Genomic DNA, 20,851 nt, shown 5'->3' with positions numbered 1-20,851 from the left:
CCGGAATTCGACGTAACCAGCCGCAAACCCACTGGAAATCGGGCATGACCGACCGCAAAAACGGCCTCACCTACGCCGATTCAGGCGTGGATATCGACGCGGGCAACCGCCTCGTCGACCTGATCAAGCCGATGGTGCGCGCCACCGCACGGCCGGGCGCCGACGCCGAGATCGGCGGATTCGGCGGCTTGTTCGACCTCAAGGCGGCCGGATTCAAGGACCCCGTCCTGGTTGCGGCCACCGACGGCGTCGGGACCAAGGTCAAGATCGCGATCGAGACCGGCCTGCATGGCGGAATCGGCATCGACCTCGTCGCGATGAGCGTCAACGACCTCGTGGTCCAGGGTGCCGAGCCGCTGTTCTTCCTGGACTATTTCGCCTGCGGTAAGCTCGACCCGGAGGCGACGGCTGCGATCGTCGCCGGCGTCGCCGAAGGCTGCCGCGAGTCCGGCTGCGCTCTGATCGGCGGCGAGACCGCCGAAATGCCCGGCCTCTACAAGGACGGCGACTATGATCTCGGCGGTTTTGCCGTAGGCGCCGCGGAGCGTGGCACCTTGTTGCCGCGCAAGGACATCGCTGCGGGCGACGCCGTGATTGGCCTCGCCTCGTCGGGCGTCCACTCCAACGGCTTCTCGCTGGTGCGCAAGATCGTGGAACAGTCCGGCCTCGGCTTCGAGGCGCAGGCGCCGTTTGCGCCGGTGATGACGCTGGGTGGCGCGCTGCTGACGCCGACCCGGCTCTACGTCAAATCCTGCCTGCGGGCGATCCGCGAGACCGGTGCGGTGAAGGGCCTCGCCCATATCACCGGCGGCGGCTTTACCGATAACATTCCCCGCGTGCTGCCGAAGAATCTCGGCGTCGGCATCGATCTCGCCCGCTTGCCGGTGCTGCCGGTGTTCAAATGGCTTGCAGCCCAGGCCGGCATTGCCGAACTCGAGATGCTGCGCACGTTCAACTGCGGCATAGGCATGATCGCGATCGTCGAGCCCGAGAAGGTCGACGAGGTCGTGCGGGTCTTCACCGATGCCGGCGAGACCGTGGCGCGGCTCGGTACCGTGATCCCGGCCGAGGGCGAGAACCGCGTCGTCTATAACGGCCATCTCGATCTGGCGCTGTGATGAAGCGCCGCGTCGCCATCCTGATCTCCGGCCGTGGTTCCAACATGTCCGCGCTGATCAAGGCAGCCAGCGCCGCGGATTTTCCGGCGGAGATTTCGCTCGTCATCTCGAACAAGGCCGATGCGCTTGGCCTCGAACGGGCCAAGGCGGCCGGCGCGAAGACGCTGGTGATCGAGAGCAAGCCATTCGGCAAGGACCGCGCCGGCTTTGAAGCGGTATTGCAGGCAGCCCTTGATGAGAACGGCATCGAGCTGATTTGTCTCGGCGGTTTCATGCGCCTGTTCACGGCCGAGTTCGCGAAGGCATGGTACGGGCGGATGCTGAATATCCATCCCTCCCTGCTGCCGTCCTTCCCCGGCCTCGATCCGCATGGTCAGGCCTTGCGCGCCGGCGTCAAGCTGTCTGGCGCGACGGTGCACTTCGTGATCCCCGAGACCGATGCCGGTCCGATCGTGATGCAGGGTGCAGTGCCCGTCAGCGATCACGATACGGCGGAGACGCTGTCCGAGCGCATCCTCGAAGTCGAGCATCGCATCTATCCGGCGGCGCTGAGCCTGCTTGCGACCGGCAAGGTCAAGATCGAGGGCGATGTCTGCAAGACGACGGGCAGTTCGGCGTCAGAGAATTTCCTGATCGCGCCGGTGGCGAACTGAAGCGCGGCCTGCGTTTCGTCCTCCAAAACAAAATCCCCCGGCAGAGCCGGGGGCAACGTCATGATCTCTCGCGCTTAGCGTCGAGAGAAATCAGGAGACCTTGAGGTTCTCCGCGGACGATTTGCCGCGGTTCTCCACGAGGTCGTATTCAACCACCTGGTTCTCATTCAGGGTGGAGAGTCCGGCACGCTCGACTGCGGAGATGTGGACGAACACGTCCTTGTCGCCGCCGTTTGGCTTGATGAACCCGTAACCCTTGGTGGGGTTGAACCATTTGACGGTGCCCTTTTGTGGCATCGTTAGTCTCCTCCGCTAGATACTAAAAAGACGCGGCCGCTGTTTCGCGTGCCACGTCACAAACGGGCTTCCGGAAGTCTGTTCGAGTCTTGAGGCTGTCGCGAAACGCACAGTCGAGCGGCCAATTCCGATTGTGTATGGTATTCCAACACGAAATTTGCGCGCTAGCAAGCCGCGCGCGAATTTCAAGACCGTATCGAAAATGTACCGCTGCAATTTGCGACCTGTGGCAGCGGAACCACAATCAGGCGCAATTGCCCCGGCGACGTCCTGCCCAACGGTTGACCCCTCGTGGCAGTTCGGCACAAATCGCCGCACCTGCCGCCGTTCGTATTGCATTCTTGCGGGCAGCTTATTTGCTTCGGGATTAGTCGTCATGTGCTGCACTCCGCAGCTCCAGGGGATACGGCAGACGATCGGGCTGGACCGTGTCCGCCGGATCGTGACGGCACTCGCCTTGGCCCTTGCGGTTGTGGTGATGATACCGGCGACATCAGGTTTCGCGCAGACCCCGACGCCGGCAGCGTCTCCGACGCCCATACCGTCTCCGAGTCCGACGTCGACCAATTACGACCAGTCGGCCGGCAACAGTGCGCTGGATCTCGGCTCGAACTTCCTCGAGCGGCTCGGCAACCAGGCCTCCGGCGGAATCAACCGGGCGTCGCGCACCAATCCGGGTGGGGGCGGCGCGTCCGAGAGTACCGAGGATCCGCGCTACCGCACCTGGTACGAGGGTTACGGCATTTCGATGCGGACCGATCCGCAGGGCGATTTCGTCGGCGACAAGCGCAAGACGTTCGGCGGCGTCGCAGGCTTCGGGGCGCGCATCGTGCCGGGTGTCAATCTCGGTTTCTCCGTCGACCAGAGCCATACCGACATCGACGTGCCGCTTGCGCTCCAGTCTGCGACCCTCGATCTGACCCAGATCGGTTTCAACGGTTCCGTCGACAAGGGGCCTTGGACCTGGGCCTTCGCGGTCGTCCACGGCTTCGGCAAGGTCCATTCCATCAGGGACACCGGCTTTGGCTTCGCGACGGCGGGCTATCGCGCGGCGGTCGACGGCGCGCTGACCGAGATCAGCTATTACTGGACCAAAGACCAGATGCGCATCGTGCCCAAGGGGGCGTTCGAATATGTGCGCGCCACGGGCGCGGCATTCCAGGAGGCGGGCGGCCTCGACCCGCTTACCGTCGGCTCGAGCGCGATCGCGCGCGCGCGCGTCATGATCGGCGCCGAAATCGGGCGGTATTTCATTTTCGACCGGAAGATTCTGGACCTCTCGGCCTATGGCAAGTTCGTCGATAATTTTTATCAGGATTTGGGCTCGGTGCAGGTCAGCCTCGGGACCCAGAACATCATCGTCCCGGGCATCGGTGAGAGTCGCTACGGCATGGACGCCGGGGCGTCGGCCTCGCTCAGCCTCACCAACACCGCGCGCCTCTACGTCAACTACGACGGCAAGTTCCGCAACGAACTGACGTCGCACCAAGGCACCGTCGGCTTCGAGTATCGGTGGTGAGACGCCGCGCGTTCGACTCTACGTCGGCGTCGCCGCGACATAGCCGGTCAATCCAAAGCCTTCTCGCGCCGCCGTCATCATAGGCACCAGCGCGTTCGGATGGATGAATTCGTCGCGGAAGCAGGGATAGGTCTTGGGGTCGAAGATCTTCTTCAGCCAGTCGACCACGATCTTGTGCCGCTCGGAGGCGCGGAACTCCTTGTGATAGGTCAGCCAGAGGTCGGCGTGGTGGCTGACGCCCAGGTCGACGGCGACGAGCTGCGCACCGAGGGCGATTGACACCGTTGGCAGGAAGCCGATGCCCGCGCCGCGCTCGACCGCGTAGAGCACGCCCACCGAAGAATTGGTCTTGATCCCGACGATGCCCTCCAGCGACTTCAACCCGAGCACGCGGGCGTAAGCGCCGTCGTCGACCTGCGGTGCGCTCTGCTTGACGATGCGGTGACTCGGCAATTCGGCGAGCGTCGCCGGTACGCCATAAAGATCCGCATAGTCTTTCGAGACGAACGGATAGATGTGCAAACGCCCCAGCTTGGCGACGATGAGATCGGGATTGGTCGGCGGCTCGAGTTGAATCGCGATGTCCGACTCCAGGCGCGCCACATCCGCTTGTTCCATGGCGCAACGCAGGTCGACGGTGATCTTGCGGTAGGTCTTCTGGAAATCGATCAGCCGCGGCAGGATCCAGAAATTGCCGGGACCTTCCGTCACCGCGACGCGTACGGTGCCCGATGTGTCGTTCGACGAGCGCGAGGCGCGGCGGAAGACGTTGAAGGCGTGACGTTCCATGTGCGCGACGTCGGCAATCATCGCGGTGCCCTCGTCGCTGAGCGTGAGCCCGCTCTGGTCACGCAGGAAAAGCTTGCAACCGATGCTCTCTTCGAGCCGGTCGATCCTGCGCATCAATGTGGTGGAGGTGAGCCCGAGCTCCTCGGCCGCGTTGCGGAAACTTTTAGATTTTGCGCAAGCTAAAAAGAGTTTCAAATCGTCCCAGGACGCATTTAGCGCTTCTTCATGGTGCTGCATCATTGCAGCACCCCGGTGCAATACTTGCTGCATACTCCTGATCTCCAGCCGCTAAGCTCCTGCTCGTGGCGGCGTTCAAAACCCCTGGACGATAGAGGGACGACATGAGTATGGAAAGGGGCTCGTTTGCCGCGAGGCATGATTTCGATGCCTTGCCGCTGAACCCGGACGTGGATGTCCGTTGCGCGCAATTTTCCGAAATCGCCGCACTTTCCGAGATGGCGCACCGACTGGTGCCGGGTGTGCAGATCGGGGCGGTTGAGCTCGCGAGATATCTGGCCTTCGATCCGCAGAGCATCCTGACGTTTACCCGGAAAGGCAATCTGCTCGGCGGCATGGCTTTCCTGTTCCTGAATGACTGCGGACATGATGCGCTGATGCTGGACGATATCTGTCTGACCGCGCCCGAGACACGCTATCTCGCTTCCGCGAATGACGACGTGGCCGCCATCTACATCTGGGCAATCGCGACGACGGGCCGCGGCATCGCTGGTCTTGGCAAGGCCGCGGCTCATCTGCGGCAGACGAGATTTCGCGGCGCCGATTGCTATGCGCAGCCGTCGACCGCAGCCGGCCGCGAGATCATGAGGGCAACGGGATTTGCGCCGATCTCGAGCTTCCAGCCCGACCTCTGGTGTTACGAGCGCCCCTGGCATCGGCAGCCGATGCGGATGCCGGGCGCGATCATCCAAGCAAGGAGTTATGCAGATGCACGGCACTAGGATTCCCCTCGCCAAGCCTGACTCCCGCGCAATCACCATCCGTCTTGCGCGCGATCCAAGCGATCTCATGCTGGTCACGGCCATTCGCTCCGCGGTCTATCTCGCCGAGCAGGATTGTCCGTTCGACGAGGAGTTCGACGGCAACGACATGGTTGCCGCGCATTTCATCGGCTATGTCGGCAACGAGCCGGCGGGTTGCCTGCGCGTGCGGTTCTTCGGCGATTTCGCCAAGGTGGAGCGGCTTGCGGTGCGGCACCAATATCGACGCTCGCGCGTCTCGTTCAAGCTGGTGCAGGCGAGCGTGGACTATGTGAAGCGCAAGGGGTTCCGCAAGATCTATGGCCAGGCGCAGGATCGGCTGGTCGACTTCTGGGCTCATTTCGGCGCCAAGCCGCTCGGCCACAACCGCAAGATCACCTTCTCGGACTTTTCCTATACGGAAATGTTGCTGGAGATCGAGCCGGGGCCGGACGCCATCACGCTGGACAGCGATCCCTATGTGATCATTCGCCCGGAGGGCGACTGGGATCGTCCGGGGGTGCTCGACGCCTCTGCGGGGCGCGCGGTCACTTCGCCGCTGCGGGACCTCGCGCTCGCCGACCGCTGAAACGGGTGCAGCTCTGCGCAAGACAATGCCGGTGTCCCACGACGATCCGCTGGTTCTGGTCTGCGCCGACCTTCAGGTGGAATATCTGATCCCGGGGCGTCGCCACGTCATCCTCGACGGCGACGTCACGATCATTCGCTGCCTGGAGTTGCTGGCGTTGTGGCGGAGCAATCTCTGGCCGGTGATGCATTTGAAACGCATCGCGGAGGCGACGTGGTTCAATCCGTCATCCAGGCTGACTGATTGGATTGCGGAGGCGAAACCCAGGCCGGGCGAGATGACGTTCGAGCACGCGTTGCCGTCGGCTTACAGCTCCTCCCGTTTCGCCGACTACGTATCCAGCGTCCGCAATCTGCGCTGCGTGCTGACGGGCTTTTCCCTCGACGAGACCATTCTGGCCACCGTCATCGAGGGATTTCATCGCAGCCACCGCTATCAGGTGGTCACCGATGCCGTGGCCTGTCGGCAGCCGGGCACAAGCGAGGCGGCCGTCTACCGACAGTCGGTGGTGGATGTCATCGCCAACTTTGCTACACTCCAGTCCAGCGCCGAGCTGATCAGAACCAGCGGCGCCGTCGCGGTCTAGGCAGACCCGATCGGCGGATGGATGGGGTGGGACATTGTTGCGGGAGGACGAGCTCAAGGAACTGGCGAGCGAGCTGTCGCGGGCCGTCGAGACGGCGCGCCGGGTTGGCCTGCCCACGACCGTCTATTTGCTGTCGATGGCGCTGGTCGAGGTAAGGGAGGCCGCAGCCGACGACGGAAATGACGACGGCGCGACCTGAACACTGTCCCTGGTGCGGCTTTGTGCAACGCTGCTGAGCGCTTGCTGCCGACGAATTGGCGTTGCAAGTTTTGTCCCGTCGCAATAGCCAAGTGGTGACGTCGGCCGTGCCGGCGACGTCATGACTCAAGGGATCCCTGCAAATGTCCATGCTGCCCAATTCGCAAGAAGCCCGGGATGTGGCTTACCAGCTCCACGCCTACACCAATGCGCGCGCGCATCAGCAGGCGGGTCCCCTTGTGATCGAGCGCGGCGAGGGGCCCTACGTGTTCGATGCGTCGGGCAAGCGCTATTTCGAAGCGATGGCAGGCCTGTGGAGCGTCGGGCTCGGCTTCAACGAGAAGCGGCTGGTCGAGGCCGCGCACAAGCAGATGCAGGCGCTGCCGTTCTACCATACGTTCTCCGCCAAATCGCACGGGCCGTCGATCGACCTCGCAGAGAAGCTGGTCGCGCTCGCGCCGGTGCCCATGAGCAAGGTGTTCTTCACCAATTCCGGTTCGGAAGCCAACGACACTGTCCTCAAGCTGATCGCGTATCGTTCGAATTCGCTCGGCCAGCCCCAGCGCAAGAAGATCATCAGCCGCATGCGCGCCTATCACGGCGTCACCATTGCATCCGCAAGCCTTACCGGCCTGCCCAACAACCATCGTTCGTTCGACCTGCCGTTGCCGAACATCCTGCACACGGGCTCGCCGCATTTCTACAAGGACGGCGCGCCCGGCGAGACCGAGGAAGCCTTCGCGACGCGCCGGGCCGAGGAGCTCGACGCGCTGATCCAGAAGGAAGGGCCTGATACGATCGCGGCCTTCTTCGGCGAGCCGGTGATGGGGGCGGGCGGCGTCGTGGTGCCCCCGGCCACCTATTGGGACAAGATCCAGGCGGTGTTGAAGAAGTACGACATCCTGCTGGTCGCCGACGAGGTGATCTGCGGCTTCGGACGCACTGGCAAAATGTTCGGTTGCGAAACCTATGGCATCAAGCCCGACGCGATGGTGGTCTCCAAGCAGATTACCTCGAGCTATTTCCCGCTGTCGGCCATCATCATGAACGACCGCATGTTCGAGCCGATTGCGGACGAGAGCAACAAGATCGGCGTGCTCGGCCACGGTTTCACTGCCGGCGGCCATCCGGTCGGCTCGGCGATTGCGCTGGAAAACCTCAAGATCATCGAGGAGCGCGGCCTCGTCGCGCATGCCGCCGAACTCGGCGGCTACATGCAGAGCCGCTTACGTGAACTCACCAGCCATTCGCTGGTCGGCGAGGTTCGCGGCGTCGGCATGATCGCAGCGCTCGAGCTCGTGCTCGACAAGGGCCGCAAGACCGCGGCCGCAACGCCCGGCGCCGTCGGCGGCATGGCGAGCCGCATGCTCCAGGAGCGCGGCGTCATCTCGCGCAACATGCTCGACGCCATCGCCATCTGCCCGCCGCTGATCACCACCAAGGCACAGATCGACGACCTGCTGGCGGCGATCACTGGCGTGTTGAATGACATGAAGCCGGAAGTGGCCAAGCTCACGCGGCGTAGGTGAAGCCGGTGCGCAGAACTCGGTCATTGCGAACGAAGCAATCCAGAATCTTTCCGCGGAGGCAGTCCGGGTTGCTTCGGTACGCTCGCAACGACGAGGCGGATGCAGCGAGCTAAACCCGCTGAACTCCGATCACGCGACCCTTCTCGATCGCGAGCGCCAGCTCGCCGCGCTTGAGCTTCAGTGCGGCGTCCCCGAACAGCTCGCGGCGCCAGCCGCGCAGGGCCGGGACGTCCGCGTCGTCGTCAGCTGCGATCTCCTCGAGATCATCGACGGTCGCGATGACCTTGCTGGCCACCGCGTGACGCTCGGCAGTCATGCGCAGCAGCACCTTCAACAGCTCGACCGTGGCTGCGCCATTGGAGTTGTTGCGCGGTTTCTCCAGCTTCGGCAGCGTCGAGAAATCGCGCTTGAGCCCGCGCTCGACGGCGGCAACGATGTCCGCGCCCCATTTGGATTTCTCAAAGCCCTTCGGGACCGAGCGCAGATGGGCGAGCTTTTCGAGCGTGTTCGGCGCGTGGGTGGCGATGTCGGTGACGGCCTCGTCGCGCAGCACGCGACCCCGCGGCACGTCGCGGCTCTGCGCTTCCTGCTCGCGCCAGGCGGCGACCTCCATCAGCACGGCGAGGTCCTTCGGCTTGCGAACCCGCGTCTTCAGCCGCTCCCAGGCGCGCTCGGGGTGGAAGTCGTAGGTCTTGGGCGAGGTCAGTATCTCCATCTCGATCGAGACCCATTCGCTGCGGCGGCGCTTCTTCAAATCGGCATCCAGCGCTGCGAACACGTCGCGCAGATGCGTGACGTCGGACACCGCGTAGTGCATCTGCTCCTTGGTCAGCGGCCGGCGCGACCAGTCGGTGAAGCGGTGGGTCTTGTCCGGGCGGTGGCCGGTGACCTTCTCGACCAGGGCGTCATAGGCGATGCTGTCGCCGTATCCGAGCACCATGGCCGCAACCTGGGTGTCGAACACCGGGTGAGGGATGATGTTGGCCTGGTGCCAGATGATCTCGATGTCCTGGCGCGCGGCGTGAAACACCTTCAGCACGGCCTCGTTGGCCATCAGCTCGAAGAACGGCTTGAGGTCGATACCCTCGGCCAGGGTATCTATGACGATCGCTTCCTCGGGGCTGGCCATCTGCACCACGCACAACAGCGGGTAATAGGTGGTCTCGCGCAGGAACTCGGTATCGACGGTAATGACGGGGTGCTTGGCCAGCCGGCTGCAGGCAGCCGCGAGGTCAGCGGTGGTGGTAATCAAATCCATGAACGGCCCATGACACTTGGTATCAGCCGTTCTGCCGAAAGCGCTGTGATGTCAAGGGGCTCTAAGCGAATTCGAGGCTTGCATCGCCCCGGAATCACTCCTTGCGGCCGAAATTCCTATTCGTAGCGGACCCGACCTGAGGATTTCCGGGCGCAGGGCAGTGCCACCACGACCAGGCACATGCCAACCAGGGCCAACCCCAGGAACTCAAAAACCAGCAAATCCACGGCGGAAATCTCCAGAAACATCGGTAGATTTGTCGTGGGTGCGTTGAGGGTCTGTTAATTCCAATGGTTACCGGCGGAGGGCCGGACGGGATGGTGGACGGCGGGTTAACGGGGGTAACCATCCAAAACAAATTCGGCGCCCCGCATGACGGAGCGCCGATGTTCGTTGGCCGTCGTCGTTGGTCTTACGGCAGCTTCAGCGAGGTCTCGGCGTTGTACGGCTTGAGCGTCTCGTCGGCGGCCTTCTGGGCGGCGACGAGGGCTTCCTTCGGCTGCTTCTTGCCGTTCAGCACCAGCATCACCTCGTCCTCGAGGTTCTTGCGGACCGGTACGGTCTTGTAGGTCGCGAACCAGGGCTTGGCGACGTCGAGCTGCTCGACGGCGATCTTCGCGTCCGGGTTCTTGTTGAGGAAGTCGACCATGTCGGGCGTCTTGTAGGCGGCCATGTTGGGCGCGAAGTAACCCGTGGCGCGGCTCCACCAGGCGCTCTTTTCCGGCGAGGTCATCCACTTGATCAGCGTCCAGGCGGCCTTCTGCTTGTCGGCCTCGACGCCCGCCGGAATGATCAGCGAGGCGCCACCGATCGGCACGGCGTTGCGGACGTTGCGCGGGATGAACGCGACCTTGTAGTTGAACTTGGCGTTCTCACGCACATAGGTCAGCGAGCCCGTCGACAGCATCATCATCGCCGCGTTGCCGGAAATGAAGGAGGTGCTGACCGCGGGACCGGGCGTGGCGCCGGGTGGGTGGACCTTGTGCTTGCTCACGAGGTCGCTCCACCAGGTCAGCGCGCCGAGCATCGAGGGCGTATCGTAGTAGACCTCGCCGCCGAACTCCTCGTTGTAGTAGCGCCCGCCATTGGTCATGGTGAGCGTTTCCATCATCCAGCCGCAATAGTCATAGGCGCAGGGGATCGCGATGCCCCATTGGGTCACCTTGTCGCCCTCGCGCTTGGTGAGCTTCTTGGCCCAGTCGGTGAGCTCGGCCCAGGTCTGCGGCGGCTTGTTCGGATCGAGGCCGGCTTCCTTGGCCTTGTCGGCGTTGATGTAGAGCAACGGCGTCGAATTCTGGAACGGGACGCCATAGACCGAGCGATTGATCACCGCATTGCCGCTCAGCGCCGGAAAGAACTGGCCAAGAAACTGCTCCTTGGTGCTGCCGTCCGCCTTGATCAACGGATCGAGATTGGTCAGTTCGTTCTCGATCTGCATGTCGAGCAGGAAGTTGGCCGACATGATCACGGCCGCCGGCGGCTTGCCGGCCTTGATCGAGGCGCGCGTCTTGATCAGCGTGTCGTCATAGGAGCCGGTGTAGACCGCGGTCGCCTTGATGTCGGGGTGACCGTCGTTGAACTCCTTGATCAGCGTGCCCATGTCGCGGGCGAGCTTGCCGTCGACGGGCACGGGGAAGAACAGGTCGATCTCGGTCGGACCTTCACCGGCGTGAGCCGGTAAGGCGAGGGCGCCTGCCATGGAGCCTGCCATGGCGAGGCCAAGCATGAGCCTGCGGGAGAACAGCATCGATAAATCTCCTATTTGATGCCTGAGGTGACGAAAGAGCTGATGAAGCGCTTCTGGAAAATGAGGAACGTGACGAGCAGCGGTGCGATCACCATCAGCGTGCCGGCGGCGATGGTGCCCCAGTCCTGCGTGCCTTCCGCGGTCTTGGTGAAGACCGAGAGCCCGACGGTGAGCGGCCGCTTGTCCGGCGAATTGATCACCATCAGCGGCCAAAGGAAGTCGTTCCAGTGGCTGGTGACCGAGATGATGGCGAAGGCCGAGAAGCTCGGCAGCGACAGCGGCACGTAGATGTGGCGGATGCGCTGGATCAGGCTCGCGCCATCGATCAGCGCGGCGTCTTCCAGCTCGGTCGGAATCGCCTCGAAGGCCTGGCGCATCAGGAAGGTGCCGAAGGCCGAGGCGAAGAACGGCATCATCACGCCGGCGAGCGTGTCGTAGAGGCCGAGCTGGACCACCAGGCTCAGGTTCGGCACGATCAGCAGCACCGGCACCAGCATCAGCTGCATCAGGAACAGATAGAAGATCGGTGTCTTGCCGGCGAAGTCGAGCCGCGCAAAGGCAAAACCCGCAAGGGTGATCGTGACGAACTGCACCAGCAGGATGCCCGTGCAGATGATCGTGGTGTTGAGGAAGTAGCGCGGGAAATCGCCGATCTCCCAGGCATCCCTGATATTGTCGAGCGTCGGCTTCAGGCTCGGCATCAGCTCGGCCATCAAATTGATGCCGTCGGAGGACGGTCGCAGGGTCGCGACGCCCATCCACAGGAACGGGATCAGCCAGGCGAGTGCGAGCAGGATCGTCAGCAGGAAGCCGAGCTTCGGCGTGATCTCGTTGCGGGTGGCGAGCGGGGCGTCCTTGTAGAGCGCGTCGATCAGCTTCATGGCCCGCCCTCCCGGTTCGCCATGGTCCGGAACGAGAGCGCGGTGAGAGCCATCAGCGCTGCGAGCGTCAGCAGCGTCGCGGCCGAGGCCTTGCCGACGTCGAAATGCTCGACCGCCTGCTGGTAGATGTAGAACAGCACGAGATTCGTGGAGTTCGACGGACCGCCTTGAGTGAGGACGAAGACGTGGTCGACCTGCGTGACCGCGTTCAGCGTGGCGATCACGATGACGAACAGGAAGGTCGGCTTGAGCTCCGGCAGGATGATGTAGCGCAGTCGCATGAAGGGACCGGCGCCGTCGAGATGCGCCGCCTCCATCACGTCCTCCGGCACGGCCTGGAGGCCGGCCAGGAAGAACAGCATGTAATAGCCGGCGTTCTTCCAGATGGTGATGATCATGATCGCGTAGAGCGCGATGTCGGGATCGCCGAGCCAGTTCGGCAGCACCGGCAGCAGGCCTCCGATATAGTGGTCGAGCAGGCCGACATTGGGCAGGAAGATGAACAGGAATAGCGCGGACGCAGCCACCATCGGGATCAGCACCGGCAGGAACAACGCGGCGCGCAGCGCGCTGGTGACCACATTGGTGCGCGCGAGTGCCAGCGCGAACAGGAGCGCAAGGCCGATGCTGGGGATCGCGGTGCCGACGGCGTAGATGAGGTTGTTGACGACGGCGCCGGTGAAGGCGGGATCGCCCAACACGGCGCCGATGTTCTCGAGGCCGACGAAGCGAAGCGGCGCCTTCGGCGTGGCGCGCTGATAGAGCGCATCGATCAGCACCCGTCCCATCGCGCCATAGGTGAACAGCGCAAGGAAGATCAACGAGGGCAGCAACAGCAGATAGGCCGGCAGCGAGGCTTTGAGGCGGCTGGTGAACCGCTTTGCGACGCGCAGGCGCGGCGGCGCGGATGCCGCGACCGGAAGAGCCGCGGGTTCTGCGAGGCTCATGTCATCGCGCCGGGAAATTGAGCGCATAGTCGCGGCCGTCCACGCCGGCGGGAGGCTCGAACGGGAAGCGCAGGCTGGTGTCGAGGAAGTCGTGGCTGTGCACGACGAGGTTTTCGTCGTCGATCAGCACCACGCCATAGGCGGGCGGCTCGTGGCTCGCCAGATGGTCGGCGGGGTTGGCGTCGAGCTCGAACCAGACCTGGTGGTTGGTGCCGCGCAGCGTCGAGAACGGGATCTTGCCGTAGCTGCCGAAGATCGGCCGGTGCACATGGCCGAAGAAGAGATGGCGGATGCGCGCGCGATAGGGCGCGATCACCTCGGCGAATTCGGCGCTCTGCTTCAGCGCGATCTCGTCCATGGCGTGCACGCCGACCGGGAAGGGCGGATGATGCATGAAGACGACGAACGGCTGGTCGGCCGGCGCGGCGGCCAGCGTCTTCGCCAGCCAGTCGAAGCGCCTGGCGCACATCTCGCCAGCATGGCTGGTCTCGTCCAGCGTGTCGAGGAAGACGAACAGGCCGTGCTCGGTGGTGCGGGTGCCCTGCACGAAGCCGTTGGGATCGCGCGGCGCGGCCTTGAGGCCGTCGAGGCAGGCCACGCGCTTGTCGTGATTGCCGACCATGGCGATGTACGGCATTTTCAGCGCGGCCATCGCCTCGGCGAAGTTGGCGTAGGATTCAGGCTCGCCCCAATGGGTGAGGTCGCCGGTCACGACCGCAAACGCCGCATCCGACTGGTGCTTGTTGATGTCGGCAACGGCCGCGTCCAGCCGGGCGCGCGGATCGAGGCCATAGAGCTTCAGCCCGGGGTTCGCCAGATGCGTGTCGGTGATGTGGATGAATTTGAAGGGCATGGCGCTCTTGTCAGGTCTCTGGGAGGACGGTCGCCTCCGGCAAGACGGCCCGCCAGCCGGTTAGAGTGCGAGTGTTTCAGTTTGATGACAGCGATTGCCGATGCCTCGAATTGTTGGGCAGAACGGCAGCGCGGGTCAATCCGCTCGTCTCGCGGTGCGGTATTCGTCGATCGCGCAAAAAAGTATCGAAAACAACCCCATGCACAGTAGCCGAGGATTGCCGGGGCAATGCCCTACGCGTCGTTCGACACAAGTTGACACGTCGGGCAAAACAGGGGCATGTTGCCAATATCGGAAAATCCGCAGATGATCAGCCGAGGGTAGGGTTCGACGCAGGACCAGCGTGCGAAGCCCGGCTCGCCTCACGCCCCGCGGAACGTCTGCAACGCTTGCTGCTCCGGCAGCGGCTGCGCCTTCGAGGCGCGGCGGCGCAGATTGACCGTTCCGGCGGCACGCGCGATGCGTCAGCGCTCGCCGGCGGGCAGCAGACCGCTCAGGGCTTTGGCCTCGTTAGTCAGGACGTCGACGGCGGCCTTGCGCGCCTCTGCGTCGAAGCGGGTCCGGATCGCGGACACTGACAAGGCGCCGCGCAGCTTGCCCTGGACATCGATCACGGGGACTGCGGCAGCGGCGACCTCGGGATCACGTTCGCCGAGCGATACGTAGAACCCGCGCTCGCGGATTTTCCTGGCTTCGGCCGACGCGGGATCGCGATAGGCAGTGAGCACGCGACCGGCGGCGCCGCGATCGATCGGCAGTCGCTGGCCCTCGTCGAGATGATGCCGGACGGAGCGCGGGGAGTTGACCCGGTAGAGGCAGATGCGCTCGTCACCGTCGGCAATGTAGAACGAAGCCGTCTCGCCGGTCGCTTCGACCAGGCGATGCAGCGTCGGTCTCACGAGGTCACCGAGATCAAGGCCGCGCTGATAGAGCGCACCGAGGCGCCAGAGTTCTGGCCCGGGGTGGAACAGCCGGTCCGCGCCGCGGACAAGAAAGCCGTCGCTCTCCAGCGTCGCGGCGAGGCGAAGCACCGTGCTCTTGTAGAGATCGGTCGCCTCGGCGATCTCGGTCAGCGTCATGGCGCTGCGCTCCGGCCCAAAGGCCTTGAGGATCGCCAGCGCCCGCGCCACCGCATCAACCCCTGTCTTGACCATCTCTGCTCCTGTTCTGTCAGACAGAACAAATATCACGGAGACACTCAGAAGTCGATAAAAAGGCCGACACACAGGTTCTGTTTGGTGAAATTAATTTGACTCAAGTGGCGCGTCGGGCTACGGGTTTCGATTAATAGAACTGGTTCTACGGAGCGAAACAATGGAAGGGCAGCCGGCCTCGGCCGTCGATTTGCGCGACGTCATGATCCGCTTCGGCGACTTCACCGCCGTCAAAAGCATGAACCTCCAGGTCGGCGAGGCCGAGTTCGTCGCTGTGGTCGGGCCGACCGGCTGTGGCAAGTCGACCATTCTCAACACCGTCACAGGATTGCTGAAGCCAGCCGCCGGGGATGTCTGCATCTTCGGCAAGCCGCTCACGGGCCTGAACGACCAGTCCGGTTACATGCTCCAGCAGGAGGGCCTGCTGCCGTGGAAGACCGCGCAGGACAATGTCGGGCTCGGCCTCGTATTTCAGGGCAAATCGGTCGAAGAGGCGCGGGCGCAGGCGCGCCCCTGGCTCGCCAAGGTCGGCCTGAAGGGTTTTGAGGAGCGGTATCCGCATCAGTTGTCGGGCGGCCAGCGCAAGCGCGTGGCGATGGCCCAGACCCTGATCATGGAGCCGAGGATCGTCCTGATGGACGAGCCGTTTTCGGCGCTCGACGTGCACACCCGCCGGCTGATGCACCGCATCCTGCTCGATCTCTGGCAGGCGGAGCGGCGCTCCCTGATCTTCATCACCCACGATCTCGACGAGGCGATCACGCTCGCCGACCGTGTCGTGGTGATGTCGGCGGGACCGGGCAGTCGCATGGTCGGGGACGTCCCGATCACGCTGCCACGCCCGCGCGACGTATCCGCGCTCCAGACTACGGATGAATTCGTCGCACTCTATCGTCAGATCTGGTCGCTGCTCGGCGCCGAAGTGGAGAAGAGCTATGCCCCGCAAGGGTAAGGTCGTTCTCGTTCAGGTCGCGATCGTGCTGAGTCTGCTCCTGGTCTGGGAAGCCGGCGTGCGGGCAGGACTGATCGACCCGTTCTTCTTTCCGGCGCCATCGACGCTGGTGGCGCGGATCGGCGAATGGATGTCGACCGCGGATTTCTGGACCGATGTAGGCGTCACGCTGCTGGAGACGATCCTGTCCTTCGCGGCGGGGATCGCGATCGGCACCACGCTTGGAATATGGCTCGGCCTGAGCCCGTTTGCGGCCGAGGTCGTGCAGCCCTTCATCAAGATGTTCAACGCCATCCCGCGCATTCTGCTCGGACCGATCTTCGTGATCTGGTTCGGCCTCGGCCTGACCTCGAAGGTGGCGCTGGGCGTCACGCTGGTGCTGTTCGTCGCCTTCTTCAACACCTTCCAGGGCGTGCGCGAGGTTAACCCGGTGGTGCTCGCCAATGCCCGCCTGCTGCGCGCGTCCAAATGGTCCTTGCTGCGCCACGTCTACCTGCCGTCGGCCACGACCTGGATCTTGTCGAGCTTGCGGGTCTCCGTCGGCATGGCCGTGATGGGCGCGGTGGTCGCCGAGTATCTCGGCTCGTCGGCCGGGCTCGGTCACCTGATTGCCCAGGCCGAGGGCGTGCTCGATGCCGCCGGTGTGTTCGCCGGCATCATCGTGCTGTCCGCCTTCGTCGTCGCCCTCGATGCGCTGGTCGATCGCGCCGAGAAACGGCTCCTGGTGTGGCGTCCCGCGCCGGCCCACGAAGTCTGATTGAACAACGAGATAATCATGGAGGTTCGCATGCGCGTTTTCACCCGGCTGATCCTGGCCACATCGGCGATCTGTCTTTCCGTCCTGTCCGCGCAGGCCGGCGAACCCGAAACGGCGAAGCTCAAGATCGCCGTCGGCTCCCAGATCCTCAACTACATGCCGCTCGAGCTCGGCGTGAAGCTCGGCATGTTCAAGGAGGAGGGGCTCGACGTCACCGTCGAGAATTTCCAGGCCGGCGGCTCGAAGGCACTCCAGGCGCTGATCGGCGGTTCGGTCGACGGCACCGTCGGCTTCTACGACCACACGATCCAGATGCAGGCGCAAGGCAAGGAGATCTCCTGCGTGTTCCTGCTCAACGACATTCCAGGCGTGCTGCTTGGCGTGCGCAACGATCTCGCCGACAAGGTCAAGACCGGAGCCGACCTGAAGGGGCTCAAGCTCGGCATTACGGCGCCCGGCTCGTCGACCGACACCATGGCGCGCTACTACATCAAGAAGGCCGGGCTCGGGCCGCGCGACGTCAACATCATCGCGGTCGGCAGCGGCGCGCCGGGCATGGTCGCGCTCGAAGCCAAGAACATCGACGCGCTCGTCTATTTCGATCCGGTCGCGACGCTCTTGGCACGCAAGGGCTCCGCGGCGCCGCTGTTCGACGCGCGCACGATCGAGGGCTCGAAGCAGGCCTTCGGCGGCATCTATCCGACAGCCTGCCTCTATCTCCAGCAGTCGTTCATCGACAAGAATCCGGAGACGGTGCAGCGTCTCGTCAACGCCTTCCTGAAGACGCACCGCTGGATCAACTCGGTCCCGACCGAGCAGCTCGTCGATGCGATCCCTGCCGGCTACAAGACCGACAATCGCGACGTGAACATCGAGATCATGAAGGCCTCGAAGGCGCTGTTCTCGCAGACCGGCCAGATGGACGCCGAAGCCGCCAAGGTCCCGCTCGCAGTCCTGAGCGACTACGATCCCAAGATCGCGGCCGCCAAGATCGACCTCACCAAGACCTTCACCAACCGCTTCGCCGAGCGCGCTGCCGAGTTACTGAAGTAAGGGGCAACCGGAATGTCCTTGCCGCTCACCGGCATCCGCGTCCTCGACCTGTCCAACGTGCTGGCGGGTCCGTTCTGCGGCTACCATCTCGCGCGCCTCGGCGCCGAGGTGATCAAGATCGAGAAACCTGATGGCGGTGACCTGGCGCGACGCCTCGGCGCCGACCCGAAGCGGGCGGAGCGGCTCCAGGGCCTGTCCTTCGTCGCCGTCAACGCCGGCAAGCAATCGGTTGCGCTCGATCTGAAGTCGGAGGCGGGGAGGGAGGTGTTCCTGCGCTTCGTCGCCAAGGCAGACGTCGTTCTGGAGAATTTTCGACCCAAGGTGATGGAGCGGCTCGGCCTCGGTTATGACGTGCTGAGCCGGCACAATCCGCGGCTGGTCTATTGCGCGATCTCGGGCTTCGGCCAGACCGGGCCATGGGCGAAGAGGCCGGCCTATGACCAGATCGTGCAGGGCCTGTCGGGTGCGATGAGCGTGACGGGCGATGCGCAATCCGCGCCGCTGCGCACGGGATTTCCGATCTCCGATACCATCGCCGGGCTGACCGCGGCCTTTGCCATCAGTTCTGCGCTGGTCGATCAGCGGCAAACCGGCCGCGGCCGCTTCATCGACGTGTCGCTGCTGGAAGCCACCGTCGCTGCGATGGGCTGGGTGGTTTCCAACCACCTCAACGCCGGCGTCGAACCGGAGCCGATGGGCAACGAGAACTTCACCGCCGCGCCCTCCGGCACGTTCAGGACCGCGACGGGGCCGCTCAACATCGCAGCCAACGAGCAGAAGCAGTTTCAGACTTTGTGCGATCTGGTCGGCCGGCCCGAGCTCGCGACCGATCCACGCTTCGCCAGACGCGAGACGCGCAAGGCCAACCGCGCGGCCCTGAACATAGCGCTGAACGATGCGCTGGGCGCGAAGGCGGCGGAGGATTGGGAGCGCGAGCTCAACGCGGCCGGCGTGCCTGCAGGCTGCGTGCTGACGGTGCCGCAAATCCTCACCCAGCCGCAGTTGCTCGAGCGTCGATTTGTCGAAGCATTGCCGGCAGATCCGGACGAGGGAAAACCGCTGCGGATCACGCGGCCGGGCTTCCGGCTCGGCGAGGAGTTTCCGGTGCCGACGTTGCCGCCCGAGCTCGGCGCCGACACCGAAGGCTGGCTCGCGCAACTCGGCTACTCCGCGGCGGCCATCGCCCAGCTCGTGGCGAGCGGAGCGGTCGCAGGAAAGAAGGTAGAGCAAGCCGCTGGGGGGCACCATGAGCGATGAAACCGCATTGCGGGAAGCGGCCGCGCATTGGTGGCGGACGTCGATCTGCGATATCGCGCCTGGGCGCATTGCCTATCGGGGCTATCCGATCCAGGCCCTGATCGGCCGGATCTCCTTTCCGGCGATGATCTGGCTGATGCTGCGCGGGGAGTTGCCAACGGCGGCGCAGGAACGATTGCTTCAGGCCGCGCTGGTCGCCTCCGTCGATCATGGCCCGCATGCGCCGTCGATTGCGATCGCCCAGATGGCGGTGAGCTGCGGCCTGCCGCTCAATGGCGCGATGGCCTCCGCCATCAACACGCTCGACGACGTCCATGGCGGCGCCGGCGAGCAGGCGGTCGAGCTCTATGACGACGTGTTGCGGCGAAGCGAAACTGAGGACATCGATGCAGCGGCTGGCGCGGCCATTGACCATTTCACCGCGACCCGCAGCAAATATCTGCCGGGCTTCGGCCATCGCTTTCATCCGGTCGACCCGCGTGCCGCACCGCTGCTCGCGCTGGTGGATGCTGCCGCGACCGAGGGCAACGTCGGTGGCCGTTACGCCGCAGCAGCTCGCGCGATCGAGCGCGTCATGCAGGCGCGCAAGGGCAAGCTGATCCCGATGAACATCGACGGTGCCACCGCCGTCATCTATGGCGAACTCGGCTTTGCGCCGCCGCTGGCGCGAGGCGTGTTCTGCCTGTCGCGCGCGGTCGGCATTCTCGCGCACGCCTGGGAGCAGACCGGACGCAAGGACCGCAACAAGGGGCCGATGCCGAAGCAGTTCGCCTACAAATATGAGGGGCAGCCGCACCGCGCGCTCGGCGAACGGCCATGATGTATCTCGACACGCCGCCGCGGCGGCTTGAGAGCCGCGTCTTTTCGGCGATGCCGGCGGAATTTCGTCGCACCGGCGTTCGCTCGGACTGGGCCGATGCCAACCGCGGCGGCCATCCCGTCGACAGTTTCATCGAAGGGCCGGCCTTCGATGCGAATGGCAATCTGTACGTCGTCGACATTCCGTTCGGCCGCATCTTCCGGATTGCGCCCGAGGGGACATGGTCTCTGATCACGGAATACCGGGGATGGCCGAACGGCCTGAAGATCGCGCCGGACGGCCGCATTCTCGTGGCAGATTACATGAAGGCATCATGGAGCTCGATCCCGGACGCGGCACGATCAGGCCAATCCTGGCGCATCGCAACTCGGAGTCCTTCAAAGGCTGCAACGACCTGCACATCGCCTCGAACGGCGATGTCTATTTCACCGATCAGGGCCAGACCGGGCTGCATGATCCGAGCGGCCGGGTGTTTCGCTTGCGCGCGGACGGCCGTCTCGACTGCCTGATCGCGAACGGGCCAAGCCCGAACGGGCTTGTGTTGAGCCCGGATGAGGCGGTGCTGTTCGTCGCGATGACGCGCGACAACAGCGTCTGGCGCGTGCCGCTGATGCGCGACGGCGGCGTCGCCAAGGTCGGGCGCGTCGCCTCGTTCTTCGGCACCAGCGGGCCGGATGGGCTTACAATGGATCGCGCCGGGCGCCTGTTCGTTGCGCATGCCTCGCTTGGCCATGTCTTCGTGCTGGCGCCGAACGGGGAGTGCATCGCACGGATCAAATCATGCACCGGGCAGACCTGCACCAACGTGGCGCTGGATCGGACCGGCGAGACCTTGATGATCACGGAATCGTCGAGTGGGTCGGTATTGGCGGCTTGCGCTCGATTTTGAGTGGTGATGATGCTTCTGGTGGCTAACC

At 64.2% G+C, this 20,851-nt stretch carries 21 protein-coding genes and 1 pseudogene; 14 read left to right on the top strand and 8 right to left on the bottom strand.

The window, feature by feature from the left end; all coding sequences use genetic code 11:
* Window positions 1-44: 44 nt before the first annotated feature.
* On the top strand, window positions 45-1,118 hold the full coding sequence (purM, locus tag XH90_RS21045) for a phosphoribosylformylglycinamidine cyclo-ligase (RefSeq protein WP_194476257.1): 1,074 nt from the start codon (window positions 45-47) through the stop codon (window positions 1,116-1,118).
* On the top strand, window positions 1,118-1,771 hold the full coding sequence (gene purN, locus XH90_RS21040) for a phosphoribosylglycinamide formyltransferase (protein ID WP_194476256.1): 654 nt from the start codon (window positions 1,118-1,120) through the stop codon (window positions 1,769-1,771). Before purM ends, purN begins: the two co-directional genes overlap by 1 nt.
* A gap of 90 nt (window positions 1,772-1,861) precedes the next feature.
* On the opposite strand, the gene XH90_RS21035 is transcribed toward purN, so the two are convergent.
* A complete protein-coding gene (locus tag XH90_RS21035) occupies window positions 1,862-2,068 on the bottom strand; it encodes a cold-shock protein (RefSeq protein ID WP_008551638.1) in 207 nt (68 codons plus the stop codon).
* Window positions 2,069-2,444: 376 nt separating this feature from the next.
* Between XH90_RS21035 and XH90_RS21030 the strand changes: the two genes are divergently transcribed.
* Window positions 2,445-3,587, top strand: a complete 1,143-nt coding sequence (locus tag XH90_RS21030; RefSeq protein WP_194476255.1) for an autotransporter outer membrane beta-barrel domain-containing protein — start codon at window positions 2,445-2,447, stop codon at window positions 3,585-3,587.
* A gap of 18 nt (window positions 3,588-3,605) precedes the next feature.
* Here XH90_RS21030 and XH90_RS21025 read toward each other — a convergent pair whose 3' ends face one another.
* A complete protein-coding gene (locus XH90_RS21025; RefSeq protein WP_194476254.1) occupies window positions 3,606-4,646 on the bottom strand; it encodes a LysR family transcriptional regulator in 1,041 nt (346 codons plus the stop codon).
* A 71-nt stretch (window positions 4,647-4,717) separates the two neighbouring features.
* Here XH90_RS21025 and XH90_RS21020 point away from each other — a divergent pair, with 71 nt between their 5' ends.
* The 5 genes from XH90_RS21020 (at window position 4,718) to XH90_RS21000 (ending at window position 8,255) form a co-directional block, all read left to right on the top strand.
* Window positions 4,718-5,335 carry a hypothetical protein gene (locus XH90_RS21020; RefSeq protein ID WP_194476253.1) on the top strand — a complete coding sequence of 206 codons (618 nt, stop codon included), beginning with the start codon at window positions 4,718-4,720 and terminating at the stop codon, window positions 5,333-5,335.
* Window positions 5,322-5,942 (top strand): GNAT family N-acetyltransferase, encoded by a 621-nt coding sequence (locus XH90_RS21015; RefSeq protein WP_194476252.1) that lies wholly within the window; start codon window positions 5,322-5,324, stop codon window positions 5,940-5,942. The genes XH90_RS21020 and XH90_RS21015 overlap by 14 nt, the downstream gene beginning before the upstream one ends.
* A 25-nt stretch (window positions 5,943-5,967) precedes the next feature.
* Complete coding sequence (locus XH90_RS21010; protein ID WP_194476251.1) at window positions 5,968-6,528, top strand: isochorismatase family protein; 561 nt, start codon at window positions 5,968-5,970, stop codon at window positions 6,526-6,528.
* Between the two features lie 34 nt (window positions 6,529-6,562).
* On the top strand, window positions 6,563-6,727 hold the full coding sequence (locus XH90_RS21005) for a hypothetical protein (RefSeq protein ID WP_194476250.1): 165 nt from the start codon (window positions 6,563-6,565) through the stop codon (window positions 6,725-6,727).
* Between the two features lie 142 nt (window positions 6,728-6,869).
* Window positions 6,870-8,255, top strand: coding sequence for an aspartate aminotransferase family protein (locus XH90_RS21000; protein ID WP_194476249.1), 1,386 nt, complete (start codon window positions 6,870-6,872; stop codon window positions 8,253-8,255).
* Window positions 8,256-8,364: 109 nt separating this feature from the next.
* Here the strand turns inward: XH90_RS21000 and rnd are convergent, their stop codons facing one another.
* From rnd to XH90_RS20970, 6 genes are all read right to left on the bottom strand, one after another.
* Entirely contained in the window at window positions 8,365-9,513 is a 1,149-nt protein-coding gene (rnd, locus tag XH90_RS20995) for a ribonuclease D (RefSeq protein WP_194476248.1), read from the bottom strand.
* Between the two features lie 412 nt (window positions 9,514-9,925).
* Window positions 9,926-11,260: an ABC transporter substrate-binding protein gene (locus XH90_RS20990; protein WP_194476247.1), complete on the bottom strand. Its 1,335-nt coding sequence runs from the start codon at window positions 11,258-11,260 to the stop codon at window positions 9,926-9,928.
* An 11-nt stretch (window positions 11,261-11,271) separates the two neighbouring features.
* Window positions 11,272-12,141 carry a carbohydrate ABC transporter permease gene (locus XH90_RS20985; protein ID WP_194476246.1) on the bottom strand — a complete coding sequence of 290 codons (870 nt, stop codon included), beginning with the start codon at window positions 12,139-12,141 and terminating at the stop codon, window positions 11,272-11,274.
* Window positions 12,138-13,088, bottom strand: a complete 951-nt coding sequence (locus XH90_RS20980; protein WP_194476245.1) for a carbohydrate ABC transporter permease — start codon at window positions 13,086-13,088, stop codon at window positions 12,138-12,140. Before XH90_RS20980 ends, XH90_RS20985 begins: the two co-directional genes overlap by 4 nt.
* Before the next feature lies 1 nt (window position 13,089).
* Window positions 13,090-13,941, bottom strand: coding sequence for a phosphodiesterase (locus XH90_RS20975; protein WP_194476244.1), 852 nt, complete (start codon window positions 13,939-13,941; stop codon window positions 13,090-13,092).
* Between the two features lie 464 nt (window positions 13,942-14,405).
* On the bottom strand, window positions 14,406-15,095 hold the full coding sequence (locus tag XH90_RS20970; protein ID WP_194476243.1) for an IclR family transcriptional regulator: 690 nt from the start codon (window positions 15,093-15,095) through the stop codon (window positions 14,406-14,408).
* Between the two features lie 160 nt (window positions 15,096-15,255).
* Between XH90_RS20970 and XH90_RS20965 the strand changes: the two genes are divergently transcribed.
* From XH90_RS20965 to XH90_RS20940, 6 genes and pseudogenes are all read left to right on the top strand, one after another.
* Entirely contained in the window at window positions 15,256-16,047 is a 792-nt protein-coding gene (locus XH90_RS20965) for an ABC transporter ATP-binding protein (protein WP_194476242.1), read from the top strand.
* Window positions 16,031-16,804 (top strand): ABC transporter permease, encoded by a 774-nt coding sequence (locus XH90_RS20960; protein ID WP_194476241.1) that lies wholly within the window; start codon window positions 16,031-16,033, stop codon window positions 16,802-16,804. Before XH90_RS20965 ends, XH90_RS20960 begins: the two co-directional genes overlap by 17 nt.
* 30 nt (window positions 16,805-16,834) lie before the next feature.
* Window positions 16,835-17,857 carry an ABC transporter substrate-binding protein gene (locus tag XH90_RS20955; protein ID WP_194476240.1) on the top strand — a complete coding sequence of 341 codons (1,023 nt, stop codon included), beginning with the start codon at window positions 16,835-16,837 and terminating at the stop codon, window positions 17,855-17,857.
* A 12-nt stretch (window positions 17,858-17,869) separates the two neighbouring features.
* Entirely contained in the window at window positions 17,870-19,114 is a 1,245-nt protein-coding gene (locus XH90_RS20950) for a CaiB/BaiF CoA-transferase family protein (protein WP_194476239.1), read from the top strand.
* Window positions 19,104-19,934, top strand: coding sequence for a citryl-CoA lyase (locus XH90_RS20945; RefSeq protein ID WP_194476238.1), 831 nt, complete (start codon window positions 19,104-19,106; stop codon window positions 19,932-19,934). The genes XH90_RS20950 and XH90_RS20945 overlap by 11 nt, the downstream gene beginning before the upstream one ends.
* A pseudogene (locus XH90_RS20940) lies at window positions 19,931-20,823 on the top strand (SMP-30/gluconolactonase/LRE family protein). Before XH90_RS20945 ends, XH90_RS20940 begins: the two are co-directional and overlap by 4 nt.
* Window positions 20,824-20,851: the final 28 nt, after the last annotated feature.

Origin of the sequence: Bradyrhizobium sp. CCBAU 53338 (assembly GCF_015291665.1) — a bacterium.
GTDB lineage: Bacteria > Pseudomonadota > Alphaproteobacteria > Rhizobiales > Xanthobacteraceae > Bradyrhizobium.
Note: the sequence above shows the minus strand (reverse complement) of the source record. Positions and strands in the feature narration are given on the sequence as shown.

Coding starts and splice junctions, on each gene's coding strand:
- purM (WP_194476257.1), top strand. CDS start 45: ATGACCGACCGCAAAAACGGCCTCACCTACGCCGATTCAGGCGTGGAT.
- purN (WP_194476256.1), top strand. CDS start 1,118: ATGAAGCGCCGCGTCGCCATCCTGATCTCCGGCCGTGGTTCCAACATG.
- XH90_RS21035 (WP_008551638.1), bottom strand. CDS start 2,068: ATGCCACAAAAGGGCACCGTCAAATGGTTCAACCCCACCAAGGGTTAC.
- XH90_RS21030 (WP_194476255.1), top strand. CDS start 2,445: ATGTGCTGCACTCCGCAGCTCCAGGGGATACGGCAGACGATCGGGCTG.
- XH90_RS21025 (WP_194476254.1), bottom strand. CDS start 4,646: ATGCAGCAAGTATTGCACCGGGGTGCTGCAATGATGCAGCACCATGAA.
- XH90_RS21020 (WP_194476253.1), top strand. CDS start 4,718: ATGAGTATGGAAAGGGGCTCGTTTGCCGCGAGGCATGATTTCGATGCC.
- XH90_RS21015 (WP_194476252.1), top strand. CDS start 5,322: ATGCACGGCACTAGGATTCCCCTCGCCAAGCCTGACTCCCGCGCAATC.
- XH90_RS21010 (WP_194476251.1), top strand. CDS start 5,968: ATGCCGGTGTCCCACGACGATCCGCTGGTTCTGGTCTGCGCCGACCTT.
- XH90_RS21000 (WP_194476249.1), top strand. CDS start 6,870: ATGTCCATGCTGCCCAATTCGCAAGAAGCCCGGGATGTGGCTTACCAG.
- rnd (WP_194476248.1), bottom strand. CDS start 9,513: ATGGATTTGATTACCACCACCGCTGACCTCGCGGCTGCCTGCAGCCGG.
- XH90_RS20990 (WP_194476247.1), bottom strand. CDS start 11,260: ATGCTGTTCTCCCGCAGGCTCATGCTTGGCCTCGCCATGGCAGGCTCC.
- XH90_RS20985 (WP_194476246.1), bottom strand. CDS start 12,141: ATGAAGCTGATCGACGCGCTCTACAAGGACGCCCCGCTCGCCACCCGC.
- XH90_RS20980 (WP_194476245.1), bottom strand. CDS start 13,088: ATGAGCCTCGCAGAACCCGCGGCTCTTCCGGTCGCGGCATCCGCGCCG.
- XH90_RS20975 (WP_194476244.1), bottom strand. CDS start 13,941: ATGCCCTTCAAATTCATCCACATCACCGACACGCATCTGGCGAACCCC.
- XH90_RS20970 (WP_194476243.1), bottom strand. CDS start 15,095: ATGGTCAAGACAGGGGTTGATGCGGTGGCGCGGGCGCTGGCGATCCTC.
- XH90_RS20965 (WP_194476242.1), top strand. CDS start 15,256: ATGGAAGGGCAGCCGGCCTCGGCCGTCGATTTGCGCGACGTCATGATC.
- XH90_RS20960 (WP_194476241.1), top strand. CDS start 16,031: ATGCCCCGCAAGGGTAAGGTCGTTCTCGTTCAGGTCGCGATCGTGCTG.
- XH90_RS20955 (WP_194476240.1), top strand. CDS start 16,835: ATGCGCGTTTTCACCCGGCTGATCCTGGCCACATCGGCGATCTGTCTT.
- XH90_RS20950 (WP_194476239.1), top strand. CDS start 17,870: ATGTCCTTGCCGCTCACCGGCATCCGCGTCCTCGACCTGTCCAACGTG.
- XH90_RS20945 (WP_194476238.1), top strand. CDS start 19,104: ATGAGCGATGAAACCGCATTGCGGGAAGCGGCCGCGCATTGGTGGCGG.